This window comes from Bradyrhizobium erythrophlei (assembly GCF_042430365.1).
Classification (GTDB): Bacteria; Pseudomonadota; Alphaproteobacteria; order Rhizobiales; family Xanthobacteraceae; genus Bradyrhizobium; species Bradyrhizobium erythrophlei.
This window is the reverse complement of the sequence record NZ_JBHMET010000195.1, coordinates 1-15,197: the sequence shown is the minus strand read 5'-3', so window position 1 is coordinate 15,197 and position 15,197 is coordinate 1. Positions and strand designations below refer to the sequence as shown.

Sequence of the window (15,197 nt, the reverse complement as noted above, 5' to 3'; positions counted from 1 at the left end):
GCGTGGAGCGTCTCAATGAGATTAGCGCAGCGCAATGCAATTTACGACGCATTAAAACATGTTACGACGCATTAAAACATGCGGACAAGAATCGCAGAGGTAGACCAAAAGAGGCATCCCCAAATGCGTAGACAAAAACATCCGACAGCGCAGACAAAATCCACGTCGTCGTTCTCTAGCGCGGGGCTGGCAGTTACCTCTCAATCGCTCGACGTTTGAAGTTATGTCCAACCATGACATGAGCCTCACTCTTCGCTGGAGGCCACGCTCCCCTGCCGGAACGCCCCAACTCATTCAAGGCCGGCCGAGGACCGGGGTCGGCACGTCACATCGGAAGGAGCGGAGGTCATATGCGAGTTCTTTCGTGTCGCGCGAATTCATCAGGGGTTGGTCGCGCGTCCGGCAACAAGCTCTCCCCAGTGGGCCATCGACAACCATGCCTCCCAGTTCAACAGCAAGAACGACGCGGTCCCCGCGGTAATGTACTCCGCCGTAGAGGACATGATCACGAAGCTCGGCTATCGCTTCGTGCTCACTAGCGCGCGGTTTCCAAAGTCGGTAGGCCGCGGCGAGATTTGATCTCACGTTGAATTGAACGAACGTGGGAAATGCACCGATGTATTCCGACCGACGCTTCTGGTCCGGATCGGCACCCGAGTCTTCGAAACCGCAATTTCAATGAAAGGCTCTCTTCCCGCCACGCGCACGGACGTCGCAACGATTGCCACGCGAGGTCTGGCTCCTGGCGCGCACCCCGTGCAGATCGGTCTCGCCGCAGCCGGGAGCCAAGATCCCGACATTACACTCGCGATCCAGGGGGATGGCCCCTGGTACACTCTCGGCGACCTCGCCATCGGTCACAGCAGTTCACCCGCTCCACCGCTGGACGCTCATTGCTTCCGCTCTCAGTGAGCATCCGTATCGGCTGGTGTCCCTGCTTTCCTCGCATGCGCACGTGCGCGCCTCGGCGCCAACGTCGCATAGGCAGCGAGGAGGGAACGCTTTTCGACCTCCCACTGAAATTCGCAGTAGGCACGCTCCCTGCCGTAGTTCCGCATACGCTCGCGGCCGGCCTCGTCCTCAAGCAGCGCCACGATCCGTTCGCCGAGCGCCTGCGGCGTCGGCTCCGCCACCACCAGGGCGGCGTCGCCTGCATCATGCCTCGCCTGTGCCAAGTCGAACAGGACGAACGGCAGCCCGATGGCCATGTATTCATAGACCTTGATCATCGACATCATCACGTTGCAGGCATTGGGCGGATCCGCAACGACGCCGATATCGCAAGCCGCGAGCATGGCGGGAAGTGTATCGCCCGAAATGTAACCGGCAAATTCGACATTGTCGGCGATCCCGAGTTCACCTGTGAGCGTCCTGAGCCGGCCTGCTTCCGGCCCGTCGCCGATGATCAGGCAGGCGATATCCGTTCGATGCAGGCGCTTGACGATGTGTTCCATCGCCTCGACCAGCAGGTCTACACCGTCCTGCTCGGCAATCATTCCCACATAGCCGACGAGATATCGAAAGGACCGCCTGACCGACAGATCGGGCTTGACCTGCCTGAAGCGCCCAAGATCGGGGACGCTTCTGACGATCCAAACCCTGTCTGGCGGAATCCCGTCTCGCTCCACGGCTTGCTGCTTCAGCGTAGGATTTGTCGCGAGGCTCCCGTCGGCCGATCGAAACGACCAGCGTTCCAGCAGGAACAGGAGACGATAAAAGAAATCGTGGCGGCCGAACTTGACCGCATAGAGTTCGGGCGCGGGATCATGCTGGTCAAACAGAAATTTCTTGCCAAAGAAGAACTTGTAAAAAATCGCGATCAAAAAGATCAAGTCCGGCGGATTGCACGCATGAAGAATATCGAATCCATGCCGGTGCGCCACCTTCAACGACAGAACGAATTCCCAAAAAAGAGCGACAGCATATTCGAGAAGATAAGTTACGGCGCCCGAGCCTTCCACACCCCGTCGATGGCGGTAGATATGCACACCGTCCATCTGCTCGTATGCCCTGTCATATCCTTTCGCTTTCGGACAAATGACCGAAACACTGTAACCAGCTTGGTGCAGCGCTGTGGCCTCCTGCCAGACCCGGCGATCGGCCGGCACCGGCAGGTTTTCGACGATGATGAGGACCGCGCCGGCCGCATCAGCTGCCGCAGATATGTTGGCCGACAGAACCATTGCGCCTACGTCCGTTAGTGGAAATCTGTTGACCTTTCGTTAGAAGTCCCCGGCTGCGCATGGAGCGCGACATATTAAAAACCTTGCAGTACTCATCGATCACCGCGGCACGGAAAATGAATTTGCCGCTGCTCCGGGGAGAGCCCGACCTGATGTATTCGCTTGAGATCGCCCGATCCGGCTTCTCGACGAATTTGGCGACCGCACACACCTCCTTGCAGTCCTCAGGATAACGGCAAACGGACGATACTCACGCAAAACACACTGATCGGCAACCTCTGCGAGGCGGTCCACCGGTTGCTGATTAAGGCCCCGATCTGGTTGAACATCGCCCAAGGCTAGGAGCGGTTTCGGTTAGGCGGCGAGGCAACTCAGTGAGATTTGCGTCCGGTTGGTCGGATCGGTCTATTTGCGCGATCCCAGAGTGCCCCCCTGGTGCTGGCAGCTTGCTGCCCACGCCGGCTGCCCGCGGCGGCTGATTGGTGCTGGTTGTCCGTGCCGGCCATCCGTTGCGCATCCCCCAAATCGCCGCTTGTGTGCGATTGCGGACCCGGATCTTGCGCAGGATCGCCTTGACATGGCTCTTCACGGTGCCCACGGTGATGTGAAATTTTCGCGCTATGGACTTGTTGGAATCGCCATCAACAAGACAGCGGACAATCGATTTCTCCCGTGGCGAAAGCTGCGGTGCGATCGCGTCCTCTGGCGTGGCGAGGAGTGCTTCGCTGTTGGCGGCGCGTGGGTCAGCATGGTCTAGGGGCGCGCCTTCGGGACCGAAGACGAATGCCAGAAATGCCCCAGAGACAACTGTTTCACCCATCATCAAAAGTTCCATTGATTTGATGAATACATCGGGTGTGACCTCCGCGAAATAGCCATTGGCGCCTGTCCGAAATGCCGAAGCCAATTCTTCCAGACGGTAGCGATCGGCAACAATCGCAATTCGCGCGCACGGGTTGCTGCGCCTTAATAATTCGATTTGTTGGGCCACGACATCGAAATCATCACCCGTATGGACGATGAGAAACAGCGGTTGGGGTTGCTGCACTTCGTTGCAGAGAAAATCATCGGCACATGACACTGAAGACATGATTCTAAATTTTGCTGAACGTAGGATTCTGGCAACACCCTCTCTAAGCAAACTATGATTTCCAATGAGTACGATTGCGAAAGAATCTCTCATGCTGGCTCCCAACTCGCACGCAACTGGAAGCTTGACGAAACCTTAAGCTCGGACTCTCATTCGTGGATTTTCTGGTGGCTTTAAGGACCGCTCCTTGGGGATGCCCCCGAGTTGCGATGCGTTTAGTAGTGAAAATGTACGCTTGTTATCCTAATATTCGTGGAATCGAATTGAAGGCACCTTTAGGCGCGCCCTAAAGGAGACCTCCGGCAAGCCCAACCGTCCAGGCATTCATTGTCACTTGCCGAGGTGGTTGAGGGGGTGGCTTTGCCATTCGGCCATTTTTCGTCTCTGCAGCCAAGCCGGAGAGCTGAATCAGCAGCAGCGACAATGCAGCGAGCAAGAGCTGCGGACATCTGCGAGAAAAATTTGGCATCGACCAACTCCTTGTCTTGCGAGGTCGGCACACCGATTTCTCCCACTCGCCGCGCGGTAGCTCACCGGCGCAGCGCGTCGAACCGCTGTTTCGCCTCCTCCATTCCGCCTGCCTCAGCCTTTGCGTAGAATTCTCGTGCCTTCGTCGCGTCGCCGTGCGTCCCAAGCACTCCCCATTTGGCAAGAATGAGGGGGTCATAAGTCTCGGCGAGTGCGAAATTTGCCTGTGCGTTGCCTGTCTCGGCCGCGCGCTCGAGCAAACCGCGAGCCGAGCCGATATCTCCTTGCCCTAGCAACACGCTCGCACGCGCCAATAGCCTTGCCGCTTCCGCAGCATCATCGGCGTGCGGCCGCGGTTCGTCTCCGGGTTTGGTGACCCTTATCGGGTCTTCTGCGGCGAGCTTTGTCGTATCGGTCGCGCCATTGTCCGCCACCTGCTTCAATCGGCTCGCCTCGTCGTTCGCCTTGGCGGCGAGCGCCGTCTGCGTCTCGACATCGCGGCGCGCCGCCGCGAGATCCTGCTCCAACCGGGTGGCTCGCTCGCGTTCCTGTTGCAGGGACTCGCGCAGCTCGACCGCGCCACTGTCCGCCGCGGCTTTCTTCTCTTCAGCTTGCTCGCTGGCCTGCCGCAGCGATTGCTTCAACTCAGCCGCGCTACTGTCCGCGAGCTGCTGCAGTCGGCCGGCTTCGTCCCTAGCCTTGGCCGCCACCGCCGTTTGGGTCTCGAGTTCGCGCCTTGCCGATGCCAGACTCTGCTCCAGCTGTTCAGCTCGCTCGCGTTCCTGTTGTAGCGATTTTCGCAGCTCGACCGCGCTGTTTTCCGCTGCCTCCTTCTTGATCTCTTCCGTTTGCTCCCTGGCCTTACGCGCCTGGGCCCCGTATGCATCTATCTGAGCGTGCGCGCTCGAAAGCTCTTTCGCGAGCGCCTCCGCCTTGTCATGCTCCTGCTGGAGCGATTGCCTCTGCTCTGCGGAGCCTTTTTCTGCCACCTGCTTCAGCTGCGCGGCTTCCTCGCCCGCCTTGACCGCGAGCGCCGTCTGCGTCTCGACATCGCGGCGCGCCGCCGCGAGGTCCTGCTCCAACTTGCTCGCCCGCTCGTGCTCCTGCTGCAGCGATTTGCGCAAATCCGCTGAGCCGTCCGCTGCCTTCTTCAGTTGGCTTGCTTCCTCACCGGCTTTGGCAGCCAGCGCCGTCTGCGCCTCGACATCGCGGCGCGCCGCCGCAAGGTTTTGCTCCAGCTTGCTCGCCCGCTCGTGCTCCTGCTGCAGCGATTTACGCAAATCGGCCGTGCTTGCGTCCGCTGTCATCTTGAACTCGCTTGCCTCGGCGCCCGTCTTGGCCACCAACGCAGCCTGCGTTTCGACATCGCGCCGCGCCGCCGCGAGGTCCTGCGCCAGCTTGCTCGCCCGCTCGTGCTCCTGCTGCAGCGATTTGCGCAAATCGGCCGTGGCCGCGTCCGCCTGCTGTTTTGCCGGGCTGGCCTCGTCACCTGTCCTCGTGACCGTCGCCGTCTGCGGTTCGACATTGCGGCGCATCGCCGACAGATCCCGCTCCATCCGCGCCGCCTGATCGCCTAACATTGATTTACGCAATTCGGACGCGCCGCTGTCCATCTCCTGGTTCGCCCGCGTGGTCCGATCGGGCTCCTCTCGATGGGAGGACAGGGCCACCAGAATGCCGAGGTTCCACGTCGCCGCGAGGACGGCTGCAGCGCCCCACAGCAATGTAACCCCTTTCCCCTTCTGCCACATGGCGATATGGCCAATCTTGATTAGTCGCGACACCTCGCCGACTTGCGAACCCTAATAATCCTCGCAAGGACTGCCTAGGCTAACTCTTTGGGGTTAGCTCCGGGCGATAAAGTGGTGCGACGTCCTTGAGCATGGCGTTGTCCAGCATCGCCTGCGCCAGCAACTTCTTCAGCTTCGCATTCTCGTCCTCCAGCGTCTTCAGCCGCTGGGCGTCGGACATTTCCAGCCCGTCATACTTGGCTTTCCATTTGTAAAGCGTCGCACTTGAGATCCCGTGTTTGCGGCGCACGTCCGCCGTCTTCGACCCGGCTTCCTGCTCCCGCAAGATCCCGATGATCGGGTTCTTCCGTGAAGCGAACCGGCTCATGTCCATCCCCCTCCGAGGTGATGGACTCTACCCATTTTTGGAGGAGATTGCAGGGCTCAGACCAGCCGAGCCACGCGTCCCTGAACTCGCATCCACTAGTCTCTCAATCAATCCAACATTCACCTTCCAAGGATCGCAAACAGCCTTTTGCCGATCGATCCCATAATGTCAGCCCCATAGAGCACCCCATAAAGAATCAGGTGCTCAGCAAGGAATCACAAGTGATTCTTTCGACTCGAGATTTCGCCGATCAGCGGATCAGTCCGAGTGGTCAAAGTTGTGGGCAATTGAAAGGTTTAAGCGCCGCTTACAATTTTTCGCGAACGCCGAGCAATTCTTTGAACCCCAAGGCGTGAAGGATTTCGCGGAATGGAAAGAGCGCCGGCAAGGAGAGGGCGCGTTGCAGTCCGAGGCTCAGCCGTGGCGCTAGAAATCGCTGGACCGCTCCGGGTGCTCGGCACCACGATAGCCGTCGGGGTTCTTCGATTGCCAACACCAATGGTCCGAACACATTTGCGCCAAAGACCGCGTCGATTTCCAACCCAATACTCTTTCCGCAAGCGTCGGATCGGCATAACAGATTGCAACATCACCGGCCCTGCGTTCACCAATCGCATACGGAATTGGCCTGCCGCTCACGGCCTCGAATGTCCGGACCACGTCCAGGACGCTGCTGCCGGCTCCCGTTCCGAGATTGACCGTGAGCAGGCCGGGCTCTTTCAGGTGGCGCAATGCACTTAGATGTCCGGATGCAAGATCGACGACATGAATGAAGTCGCGGATTCCGGTGCCATCCGGCGTGTCATAGTCGTTGCCCCAAATCGTCAGCTTGTCGCGTCGTCCAATTGCCACTTGTGCCACAAACGGCAACAGATTGTTCGGAACGCCCAGGGGATCTTCTCCAACGAGCCCGCTTTCGTGCGCGCCAACCGGATTGAAGTAGCGCAGAATGCCAATGCGCCATTCGTCGTCGGACCGATGCAGATCCTTCAGCATTTCTTCGATGAAAAGCTTTGTGCGGCCGTACGGATTTGTCGGTCCGAGAGGATGCTTCTCGTCGAGCGGCAGGTACGTTGGTATCCCGTAGACGGTAGCGGACGAACTAAAGACGAGCGTCTTGACCTTTGCCTTCGTCATGGCCGACACAAGCCGCATCGTTCCCAGGACGTTGTTCTCGTAATAGGTTATGGGCTGAACATTGGAATCGCCTACGGCCTTCAGCCCCGCGAGGTGAATAACCGCGGTCACTCCGCAACAACGAAGTATGTCGTAGATCGCCGCTTCATCCCGGATGTCGGCGTGCCGAAAGACGAGCGACCGCCCGCAGATGGATTGTACCCGTTCGAGAGACGCTTTGTTGCTGTTGGAGAGATTGTCGACTGCGACGACGTCGAGGCCGGCGTCCAGCAATGCCATGCAAACGTGAGACCCGATATAGCCGGCGCCTCCGGTCAACAGGATCATATCGGACACTTTCCGTATTCGTCCGATCGGTTTCCGCCCGATGGCCGTTTAGGTGCCGACTATGCTTCCAAGACTCAAACTCACGACAGCGGATGCGTCTTTCGCGCGTTGGCATCCGATAATCGCCTTTAGCTCAGCTCACTCTCTCCGGGGGCCGAGTGCAATGGCCCCGAAGGATTACCCCTGACAGCGAGACCTTCCACATCATCGAGGGCGAGGTCGATATCCGAGCGCGTCGCCCCGCTCGGCGCGGAAGGGAGCGGTCGCGGCTTCTACTACGGATGTTGACGCCGGGCCTTCATACCCTGATCGATCGTAACAGTGTCCTGATCGTGCACGAGGTCACCATAACCTGTTCCGGCCGTCGGCGCCCCTCTTTTTTGCGGATTTCGCCAGCGGAGCATCTCGGCAACGCCAACAGCCGAGCCGGCGAACTGATGCGCAATCAACAGCGATCTGATGAAGCCGCAGCAGCAGCGCAAGGCACTGCAGCCCCGTATCTTGCCTTACGGCTTCCAAACTCGCTACCGGCCTTGATCGAACAGGCCGACTTCGACCGGGTGCAGGCGAAACTGGCCAAAAGCAATCCGAAGCCAAAGCGGCGCTGGGCCACGCCCGCGCCCAATGCGGCGCCGCAGCCGCCATCGATGCCGGGAAGATCGATGCGTTTGCACGGCTGATGAACCAGAAGCTCGATACCGTGGCTACCAGCGCCCGTAAGGGCTACATCCATTCGATCATCGACGCCGTCGAGGTCGACGACAAGTCCATCCGGATCATCGGCAGCAAGGACATCCTGCAAGCCGCCATAGCCGGCAAACAGATTGAGAACGGAAATGTGTTCGCGGTTTTGTCCGCAAATGGCGCGCCACGGCCGATGAAGATGGGAACTACTGTTTCGCCGTGGATCTATGATGCGGCGACCCACCATGCGCTTCAATCGGCGAGTCAGCGGCGACCCGCGATCTTGTGCTACGCCTCATTGGCGGCCACCTCGATTTTGCAGGATGGTCCGGTTACCCTTCGATAGCGGCCCTCTCGATCCAGGCTGCGACTGACGTGATGGCCACTTTCGGACTCATGCATCGCAGCGAACCACGTCTTGTTCGATCACTTCGTCGGTGCGGTTCCGCCAGCGTCGCTCGCCCACTGTGCTTGTGGGGATCGAGGTCACACTCCGAGCATATCCTGCAGGCGAACCGAGAGCTCCGTAAACGCGAGACAATCCGAGGCCACTTCCCTTGCCGATTTCCTTGGTGGTGAAAAAAGGCTCGAACACGCGGTCGAGCACTTCCTTTGGCATTCCGGTTCCAGTGTCTTCCACCGAAATTCCAATCCATGGACCGGGCGACAATTCGATTGGCTTGTTAGGCATGGCCCGGATATAGGCTTGGCGGCCCGCAGACTTAACCCTCCTTTGTTACCCCTTTTGCGCGTTCATTCTGACATTTTTGTCACATTCTAACAAGACCGCGCCGCGCTAGCGTCACCGCGCGGGTCCGAGCGACGACGGGTGGGATGGTTCTGGAAGATCCACTTCTTAATCGGGTTAATCGGACCCTTATCTGCAATTGGATATCTGCCCGATGGCTGGCCGGCGGCAAGGCTGACTGCTTTTGGTGGACTAATGGCGCATGGCCGTATCGCAACGAGGATTGTGGATAGGATTCATGCGGTCTGCAGAGCGGTTTCCCGAACGCCCTGCGGTTATCGTATCGCGCAGGGCACGTCGCTTTCTTACCGGCAGCTTCGCAAAACCGCCATCCGTATAGCCGCTAGCATCCAGGCCCGTCAGGAAGATTCATGGACGCACCTGACCGCCGTATTTGCGCATCGCAGTGCAACAGCGCTTGCAGGGGTACTCGCGGCTCTCCTGGCCGGCAACGGCTATGTGCCGTTGAATCGCACGTTTCCGGTCACGAGAACTCGACTGATGTTTGAACGCTCGCTGTGTCGCTCAATTATCGTAGACGAAGAGTCTTTGCCTCAGCTGGATGCGCTCTTGGACGGAGATAACCGACAGCTGCTTGTCATAGCCCCCGATCTCGAGGACCCTCGGAGTTATCGTGAACGATGGCCTCAGCATATTTTTGTCGGCTCCGGGGATCTCGAAGGGTGCGCGGCCTGGCGCGAGCCGGCACTGGGTTGGGACGCAATTGCTTATCTGCTTTTCACCTCGGGTAGCACGGGTGCGCGAAAGGAGTCATGGTTGCGCACCGGAATGTCACTTCCTTCGTCGACTACATTGCAGATCGGCTCGAGGTCACAGAACGGGATATCGTTTCGCAGATGTTCGATTTGACCTTTGATCTGTCAGCCTTCGACATGTTTGTGTCCTGGGAGCGGGGAGCGTGTGTGTGCTGTCCTTCACAACATTGATCAATCCGGGACAATTCATTCGCGGCCATGGGCTGACAGTCTGGTTCTCAGTACCCTCAACGGTTTCACTCATGAAGCAATTGGGTCTGCTGAAACCGGGCGCGTATCCATCCCTGAGACTGAGCCTGTTCTGTGGTGAGCCGCTGCCCGTGAGCTGCGCCGACGCGTGGCTAAGGGCCGCGCCGAACAGCGTTCTGGAGAACCTTTATGGACCGACGGAGCTGACGATCGCATGCACAGCCTACAGATGGCACCCTGAACGATCGCCGGGCGAGTCGGAACTGGGCATCGTGCCGATCGGATTTCCACATCGAGAGATGAACGTTCTCGTTGCCGACGAAAGTTTGAACGAAGTAAGTCCGGGCGCGGAGGGCGAACTCCTGATGAACGGCCCGCAAATGTCCCTCGGATATTGGAGGGATTCCGAAAGGACCAGTTCGGCCTTCGTCGTTCCCCCCGGGAGGAAGGAAATTTTCTACCGCACCGGTGATCGCGTCCGTCGGCCATCCGGCGATGGTCCCCTCACGCATCTGGGGCGCATAGATTCCCAGGTGAAAATACTTGGGCATAGAGTGGAACTCGGTGAGGTCGAAGCGGTCGTACGGCAAACTTCCGGCAGGGACGGCGTCGTAGCAATCGGCTGGCCTGCTACCCTAAGCGGCTACGGAGGTGTCGAAGTATTTATTGAAGGGCAGTCGGTTGATGTCAATCGGCTCCGGAGCGCGATCGCCTCTCGATGTCCGGACTACATGGTCCCCAGAAGGTGGCATGTCCTGAGCAGATTGCCTCGCAATGTCAACGGCAAATTCGACCGCAAGGCTTTGCTGGCGATTTTGGGAGACTGCCAGTGAACAGCGCTACTCTAGACAACGTTCGCGTATTTGTCGCAGACTTCCTTAACCGCAAGCTGAAGGACCGTGGGCAGGGCCCTTTGAGCGATCTTCCCGATGATTACGACGTGTTGCTGTCGGGAGCGCTGGACTCCCTAGCCTTCGTTGAAATGATGATGGCCGCGGGCGAGCACTTTGTCGGGGAAATCGATTTTGAGAGTCTCGCCCCCGAGAAAATGACGGTCGTCGGCCCCTTGTGCGTATTCGTATCGGAGCAATTGACGAAGCGTCAGTAACCTTTGGCCCACGTGCGCGGAGGGTATCCGTGGCTGGCATGAACGTCGTCCTAATAGGTGAGGAGGCGGCCGGGATGCGAGCATTGCAGTCGTTGGAGCAATGCGGCGTTCGGGTCATTGCTGTTATGGCATCACCGAGACGGCAGGACGAAGGGGTGAGCCTTTGGGGGTTGGCGACCAAGCTTGGATATAGGACTTGGCCGGCACAGCTAGTTAGGGATCCGAAGTTCGCAGCGCAGGTGCGCGACGAGAGAGTGGACATCATACTCAACGTGCACTCGCTCTTCTTGATCCGGAAGGAGGTGCTAGAGGCCCCGCGTCTCGGAAGCTTTAATCTCCATCCAGGGCCCCTCCCCCGCTACGCGGGACTGAACTCGGTATCCTGGGCGATCTGCCGAGGCGAAAAGGAGCATGGCGTAACGTTGCACAAGCTGGTGCCGGGGATCGACGCCGGGCCCATCGTCTACCAGGAATCTGTCGGCGTCGGAAACGAGGAAACTGGACTGTCGCTGACTGTTAAGTGCGTCAACGTCGGAGTTCCATTGATATCGCGGCTGTTGGAAGCGGCTGCACAAGGACCGTCCCATATACCGTTGATCCTGCAGGATCTGAGCAAGCGGGAGTATTTCGGTCGCGAGGTGCCAGAGAACGGGACCTTGTCCTGGAATCGTCCCGCGCGGCGCATCGTTGACTTCGTCCGCGCGTCGAACTTTTTCCCGTATCGCTCACCCTGGGGTGTTCCTCGGACCAAGCGTGGGGATTCGACACTCGGAATTCTCAACGCGCGGTTGACAGGAACGCCGGTAGATGCGCCGCCAGGCACGGTTGGCGCGGAGAGGCGTGGAGGCGTCGAGGTGGCGGGCGCAGACGAATGGATCCGGTGCGACAGGTGTTTCGGGACGGAATATGCGTTCCAACTCGAGAAGTGCTCAAGGCTGGGGATCGGTTGGTAGACTGCTTGAACACGCGAGCTTCCAAATAATGACGCGCGCCATGGATTACGCCGCTGACAGCTTGCTTCGGCTCATGAGAAGCCGGCATCGCCCGATAGCCGGTGAAATCGGCCCGGAGAACGTACCAATCCCCGCGAAGCAGCGGGAGGTCCGGTTCTCGGATCTCGAAAATGTCGCAAGGCTGCAGGAGCGCGGGGGACTCCCGAAAGATAACGAGGAGCACTGGTGCCGGCTCTGGCAGCAAAATCCTGCGATGTCCGTTGCCAAATCGCAACTCAGCATGGGATGGGTGCTGGAGACTGCGCAAGGAATTGTTGGGTACCAGGGAAGCATCCCGCTGCTCTACCAATTTGGAGGCCGAACGCTTGTTGCAGCTGTCGGCACCAGCCTGGTGATCGAACCAGCATACCGCGCGCGCTGTATCGGCCTGATGGCTTCGTTCTACCGGCAACGAGGTGTTGACCTCTTTTTGATGACGTTCGCGATGCCATCTGTGGTCGAACTATCAAAGGCTCTTCACGCAAAGGCGTTGAATCAGCACTGCTACGACAAGAAGCTTTTCTGGGTCCTGGATGCCCACCAGTTTTTTGCGAAAGCGCTCGCAGCGAAGTTCGCCTTTGGGAGCGGAATGGTAGCGGTTGGGAGCTTCCTCGGCTCGTCGGTCTTGCGAGCGGATACCCTTCGCCGTGGACCCCGGGGTCACCTTACGAATAAATTCGGAGTAACGAAAATCGAAGTAACAGACATCGGAGACGAATTCCAAGCCCTGTGGCAGCGCAAATTGACCGAGGTGCCTCGTCTCATGGCGGATCGAAGCCCCGCTTCTCTCAGATGGCACTTCACGATCCCGGGTAGCTCGTCAACAGCTACTGTCCTCTGCTGCCGTCGATTTGAACGCCTAGTAGGTTAAGCCATTGTGCGACACACGATCGACCCCGAAACTGGTATGCGACGGTCGTTGCTCGCGGACATCCTGGTAGAGCAAGACGATTCTAGCGTGACGGAAGCGTTGTTGGAGGCAGCTTATTCGAATGCTATCGTCTCAGGCGATCACTGCTTTGAAGTGCTGGGCCTGCCGATAAATATCAGGCAGATTCTGATGCGTTGGAATCCATACGTCAGGGCGTACCCGACTGATCCACTAATCTACAAGACGGCGGACCAGGCCTTGGATCGGACCCTCGCAGACGAGAACGCATGGTACGCTGGCCCGTTGGACGGCGATACAACGCTGGTTCGGTAAAGGCCCGCCAAAGCAAATTGCGACGTGCTCGCTTAGAGACAAAGAGCAGACGAGCGACGCCGTAAATAGGTTACGAGGAGGAACTGTCAGCAAATGAAGTCGCGCAAGATGGGGATCGTCGCGGAGAGGGAACAATCTTTTCGAAAGGCGCGTTTTCCGAACGGGCGTTTTCCAAAAGGAGGATGTGATGGTTGACACCATATCTGAAGTTCAGCTCGAAGTATTCTGCACCTGTCCGCAATCCAGCATGGTTTTGCGGGAGAAGTATGTAGATGAGGTGATAGCTGTTGCACGCTGGAGCGAAGAATGCGGATGCAAGGGGATTCTGGTCTATACTGACAACTCCCTGCTCGATCCCTGGCTCGTTTCTCAGGTCATTCTGCAAAACACCAAGAAACTTTGTCCGCTAGTTGCAGTGCAGCCTGCCTACATGCATCGCAGCTAACGCACAAGCTGGCCATGAAGGTTTCAGATTCTTCCTGGCACAAGCAACTTTCCGAGCTTGCGAGCCATTCGAATATCGAAGAAGCGCCTTACTGGCTAGTGCCGTTTGAAAACTACAAGACCTTCTGCCCCTATCTGGTCGGTGACTATGGGACTGTTTCCGATGAACTTGCTCTCTATGTCGCTGCTGGTTATGAGACGTTCATTCTGGATATTCCTTCCAATCAAGACGAGTTATCCCACACAAGCGCGGTCTTCAAACTAGCCGCGAAGAAAGCTTCGACTGGGAGGTCGCCTCACAGCATACCTAACGGCGCAACCAGTTCGACGTAGCAAGACCTATCGATTGTTGTAAGGCGGCGTTCGTTGGCCGCTGTCCTGGCGCTAAAGGCGAGCCCTATGGTCGGTCCGTCCGGGACGGCTCCGGTGATGGTGGCGACAACGAAGTACGTGCATCGCGCTCGTTCAACGTCCGCTTCAGGTCTTGGCGGTGTAAAAAGAGCCCTTAAGGGTGTCGGTCCTGGCAGCCAGGAGCCTGGGGTGTCTCAGGCTGCGATCGCAGCGAACAGCGGCTTGATTCCGTCAATGTTCATGACTCGCGTCAGAGTATAGGCCAGAACCGAGAGCGCCATCTGCGGCCGGAAGCGCGCCTGGACATCCAGGCATTCGCCGCCCTTCTCAGAGGCACTACTGGTATTGGGCTTGCACTCTACCGGATGCGAAGCCAATCTGCCGCGATGACGAAGCGTCTGCCGAACGGCGATCAGGCAATCCTCGATCTTCGCAAGATCGAGGATTACTGTTTGAACCCCTCGCATCCTCGGGGACGGCACAAAGCTCGGGTATTCCGCGAGGCCCTCGGTCTTCAGTGGAGCGATGCATCGTGGCTGCGCAATGCTCTGCTCGAAGCCGCTCGTTCCGGCGAAGCCGTGCAGGATGGGGAGGATGCTTGGGGGAGGTATTGGCGCCTCGATGCGACCGTCAGGCGACAAGAGAAGAGTGTTGTGGTAAGAACAATCTGGATCGTGCGAACCGGCGAGAGCGTGCCGAGGTTCGTTAGCTGCTGGGTGCTGTGATGAAGGCGAAAAAGACCAAGAACGAAAGACCGTCCGTTTTGGATGTGGTGGCATTACTGACGGACCTTCCCGCGCAGCGGCTTGCTCGCGGACAGGTCGGCACCGTCGTCGAGCAGCTTGATGATAAGACGCTACTCGTGGAGTTCAGCGACGACCAAGGTCGTGCCTACGCGATCGCGCCCTGCCCACGGGCGGACTTGCTCATCCTGCACTACGTCCCAGAAGCCGCCTGACAGTCGTACGGTAGGGTTGAACCGGAGGCTTCAGCGATCTACAGCGTGCCTTGGCGTCGATTCGGGAGTGGCGCGCCACGACCGATGAAGATGGGCACTACTGCTTCGCCGTGGCGCTTATATGAGGCTTCGTCAGTCAAGAGGTTTTTTGCGAGAGCTTCGCTTTCTTGCTTCCCAAGAGGCCTGTGGCTGCATTCATGGCGTGATGGTCCCTTGCTTGGCCGGGCTTTCGCGGTCAAGCCCCAACGCCCGCAAGGGTTGCGCCGTTGGGCGCAAGGGCTTGACGGCGAGAGCACGCGCCGAGCGATAATGGTCTGGGTCATGTGGCGCTCGCGGGTTTCTCAGCGAACGAGTTAACCTCCCCCCTTTTGTCGTCAGGTGTTTTTCGGTTGAAGTTACGTTTCTATTTGGTCCCATTTG

At 58.5% G+C, this 15,197-nt stretch carries 14 protein-coding genes and 2 pseudogenes; 10 read left to right on the top strand and 6 right to left on the bottom strand.

The window, feature by feature from the left end; genetic code table 11:
• Positions 1 to 905: 905 nt before the first annotated feature.
• The 5 genes and pseudogenes from ACFFWD_RS27755 to galE all read right to left on the bottom strand — a co-directional run bounded on the left by ACFFWD_RS27755 (position 906) and on the right by galE (position 7,323).
• Entirely contained in the window at positions 906 to 2,183 is a 1,278-nt protein-coding gene (locus ACFFWD_RS27755; protein WP_376970651.1) for a glycosyltransferase family 4 protein, read from the bottom strand.
• Between the two features lie 304 nt (positions 2,184 to 2,487).
• Positions 2,488 to 3,366, bottom strand: a complete 879-nt coding sequence (locus ACFFWD_RS27750; protein ID WP_376970649.1) for a LuxR C-terminal-related transcriptional regulator — start codon at positions 3,364 to 3,366, stop codon at positions 2,488 to 2,490.
• 437 nt (positions 3,367 to 3,803) lie between these two features.
• Positions 3,804 to 5,492, bottom strand: a complete 1,689-nt coding sequence (locus ACFFWD_RS27745; RefSeq protein ID WP_376970647.1) for a hypothetical protein — start codon at positions 5,490 to 5,492, stop codon at positions 3,804 to 3,806.
• Positions 5,493 to 5,610: 118 nt separating this feature from the next.
• Positions 5,611 to 5,865, bottom strand: a pseudogene (locus tag ACFFWD_RS27740) (transposase); the annotation flags it as partial.
• A 420-nt stretch (positions 5,866 to 6,285) separates the two neighbouring features.
• Positions 6,286 to 7,323, bottom strand: coding sequence for a UDP-glucose 4-epimerase GalE (gene galE, locus ACFFWD_RS27735; RefSeq protein ID WP_376970645.1), 1,038 nt, complete (start codon positions 7,321 to 7,323; stop codon positions 6,286 to 6,288).
• Positions 7,324 to 7,604: 281 nt separating this feature from the next.
• On the opposite strand from galE, the gene ACFFWD_RS27730 reads away from it, so the two are divergent.
• Entirely contained in the window at positions 7,605 to 8,003 is a 399-nt protein-coding gene (locus ACFFWD_RS27730; RefSeq protein WP_376970643.1) for a hypothetical protein, read from the top strand.
• Positions 8,003 to 8,353: a hypothetical protein gene (locus ACFFWD_RS27725; protein WP_376970641.1), complete on the top strand. Its 351-nt coding sequence runs from the start codon at positions 8,003 to 8,005 to the stop codon at positions 8,351 to 8,353. Before ACFFWD_RS27730 ends, ACFFWD_RS27725 begins: the two co-directional genes overlap by 1 nt.
• Positions 8,354 to 8,401: 48 nt before the next feature.
• On the opposite strand, the gene ACFFWD_RS27720 is transcribed toward ACFFWD_RS27725, so the two are convergent.
• On the bottom strand, positions 8,402 to 8,626 hold the full coding sequence (locus ACFFWD_RS27720; RefSeq protein WP_376970639.1) for an ATP-binding protein: 225 nt from the start codon (positions 8,624 to 8,626) through the stop codon (positions 8,402 to 8,404).
• Positions 8,627 to 8,950: 324 nt separating this feature from the next.
• Between ACFFWD_RS27720 and ACFFWD_RS27715 the strand changes: the two are divergent.
• From ACFFWD_RS27715 to ACFFWD_RS27680, 8 genes and pseudogenes are all read left to right on the top strand, one after another.
• Positions 8,951 to 10,553, top strand: a pseudogene (locus tag ACFFWD_RS27715) (AMP-binding protein).
• Positions 10,550 to 10,828, top strand: coding sequence for a hypothetical protein (locus tag ACFFWD_RS27710; RefSeq protein ID WP_376970638.1), 279 nt, complete (start codon positions 10,550 to 10,552; stop codon positions 10,826 to 10,828). The pseudogene ACFFWD_RS27715 and the gene ACFFWD_RS27710 overlap by 4 nt, the downstream one beginning before the upstream one ends.
• A gap of 38 nt (positions 10,829 to 10,866) precedes the next feature.
• Complete coding sequence (locus ACFFWD_RS27705) at positions 10,867 to 11,781, top strand: methionyl-tRNA formyltransferase (RefSeq protein ID WP_376970821.1); 915 nt, start codon at positions 10,867 to 10,869, stop codon at positions 11,779 to 11,781.
• A gap of 28 nt (positions 11,782 to 11,809) precedes the next feature.
• A complete protein-coding gene (locus ACFFWD_RS27700; RefSeq protein ID WP_376970636.1) occupies positions 11,810 to 12,691 on the top strand; it encodes a hypothetical protein in 882 nt (293 codons plus the stop codon).
• A gap of 520 nt (positions 12,692 to 13,211) precedes the next feature.
• Positions 13,212 to 13,469 carry an LLM class oxidoreductase gene (locus ACFFWD_RS27695; protein ID WP_376970634.1) on the top strand — a complete coding sequence of 86 codons (258 nt, stop codon included), beginning with the start codon at positions 13,212 to 13,214 and terminating at the stop codon, positions 13,467 to 13,469.
• 14 nt (positions 13,470 to 13,483) lie between these two features.
• Entirely contained in the window at positions 13,484 to 13,801 is a 318-nt protein-coding gene (locus ACFFWD_RS27690; protein ID WP_376970632.1) for a hypothetical protein, read from the top strand.
• Positions 13,802 to 14,184: 383 nt separating this feature from the next.
• Positions 14,185 to 14,544, top strand: a complete 360-nt coding sequence (locus ACFFWD_RS27685; protein ID WP_376970630.1) for a DUF6883 domain-containing protein — start codon at positions 14,185 to 14,187, stop codon at positions 14,542 to 14,544.
• Positions 14,544 to 14,777, top strand: a complete 234-nt coding sequence (locus tag ACFFWD_RS27680) for a DUF4926 domain-containing protein (RefSeq protein ID WP_376970628.1) — start codon at positions 14,544 to 14,546, stop codon at positions 14,775 to 14,777. The genes ACFFWD_RS27685 and ACFFWD_RS27680 overlap by 1 nt, the downstream gene beginning before the upstream one ends.
• Positions 14,778 to 15,197 lie beyond the last annotated feature (420 nt).

Bases quoted from the DNA above. Each gene is read 5' to 3' on its own strand.
- ACFFWD_RS27750 (WP_376970649.1), bottom strand. From the start codon at position 3,366: ATGAGAGATTCTTTCGCAATCGTACTCATTGGAAATCATAGTTTGCTT.
- ACFFWD_RS27745 (WP_376970647.1), bottom strand. From the start codon at position 5,492: ATGTGGCAGAAGGGGAAAGGGGTTACATTGCTGTGGGGCGCTGCAGCC.
- ACFFWD_RS27700 (WP_376970636.1), top strand. From the start codon at position 11,810: ATGACGCGCGCCATGGATTACGCCGCTGACAGCTTGCTTCGGCTCATG.
- ACFFWD_RS27680 (WP_376970628.1), top strand. From the start codon at position 14,544: ATGAAGGCGAAAAAGACCAAGAACGAAAGACCGTCCGTTTTGGATGTG.
- ACFFWD_RS27705 (WP_376970821.1), top strand. From the start codon at position 10,867: ATGAACGTCGTCCTAATAGGTGAGGAGGCGGCCGGGATGCGAGCATTG.
- ACFFWD_RS27695 (WP_376970634.1), top strand. From the start codon at position 13,212: ATGGTTGACACCATATCTGAAGTTCAGCTCGAAGTATTCTGCACCTGT.
- galE (WP_376970645.1), bottom strand. From the start codon at position 7,323: ATGATCCTGTTGACCGGAGGCGCCGGCTATATCGGGTCTCACGTTTGC.
- ACFFWD_RS27720 (WP_376970639.1), bottom strand. From the start codon at position 8,626: ATGCCAAAGGAAGTGCTCGACCGCGTGTTCGAGCCTTTTTTCACCACC.
- ACFFWD_RS27690 (WP_376970632.1), top strand. From the start codon at position 13,484: ATGAAGGTTTCAGATTCTTCCTGGCACAAGCAACTTTCCGAGCTTGCG.
- ACFFWD_RS27755 (WP_376970651.1), bottom strand. From the start codon at position 2,183: ATGGTTCTGTCGGCCAACATATCTGCGGCAGCTGATGCGGCCGGCGCG.
- ACFFWD_RS27730 (WP_376970643.1), top strand. From the start codon at position 7,605: ATGTTGACGCCGGGCCTTCATACCCTGATCGATCGTAACAGTGTCCTG.
- ACFFWD_RS27685 (WP_376970630.1), top strand. From the start codon at position 14,185: ATGCGAAGCCAATCTGCCGCGATGACGAAGCGTCTGCCGAACGGCGAT.
- ACFFWD_RS27725 (WP_376970641.1), top strand. From the start codon at position 8,003: ATGAACCAGAAGCTCGATACCGTGGCTACCAGCGCCCGTAAGGGCTAC.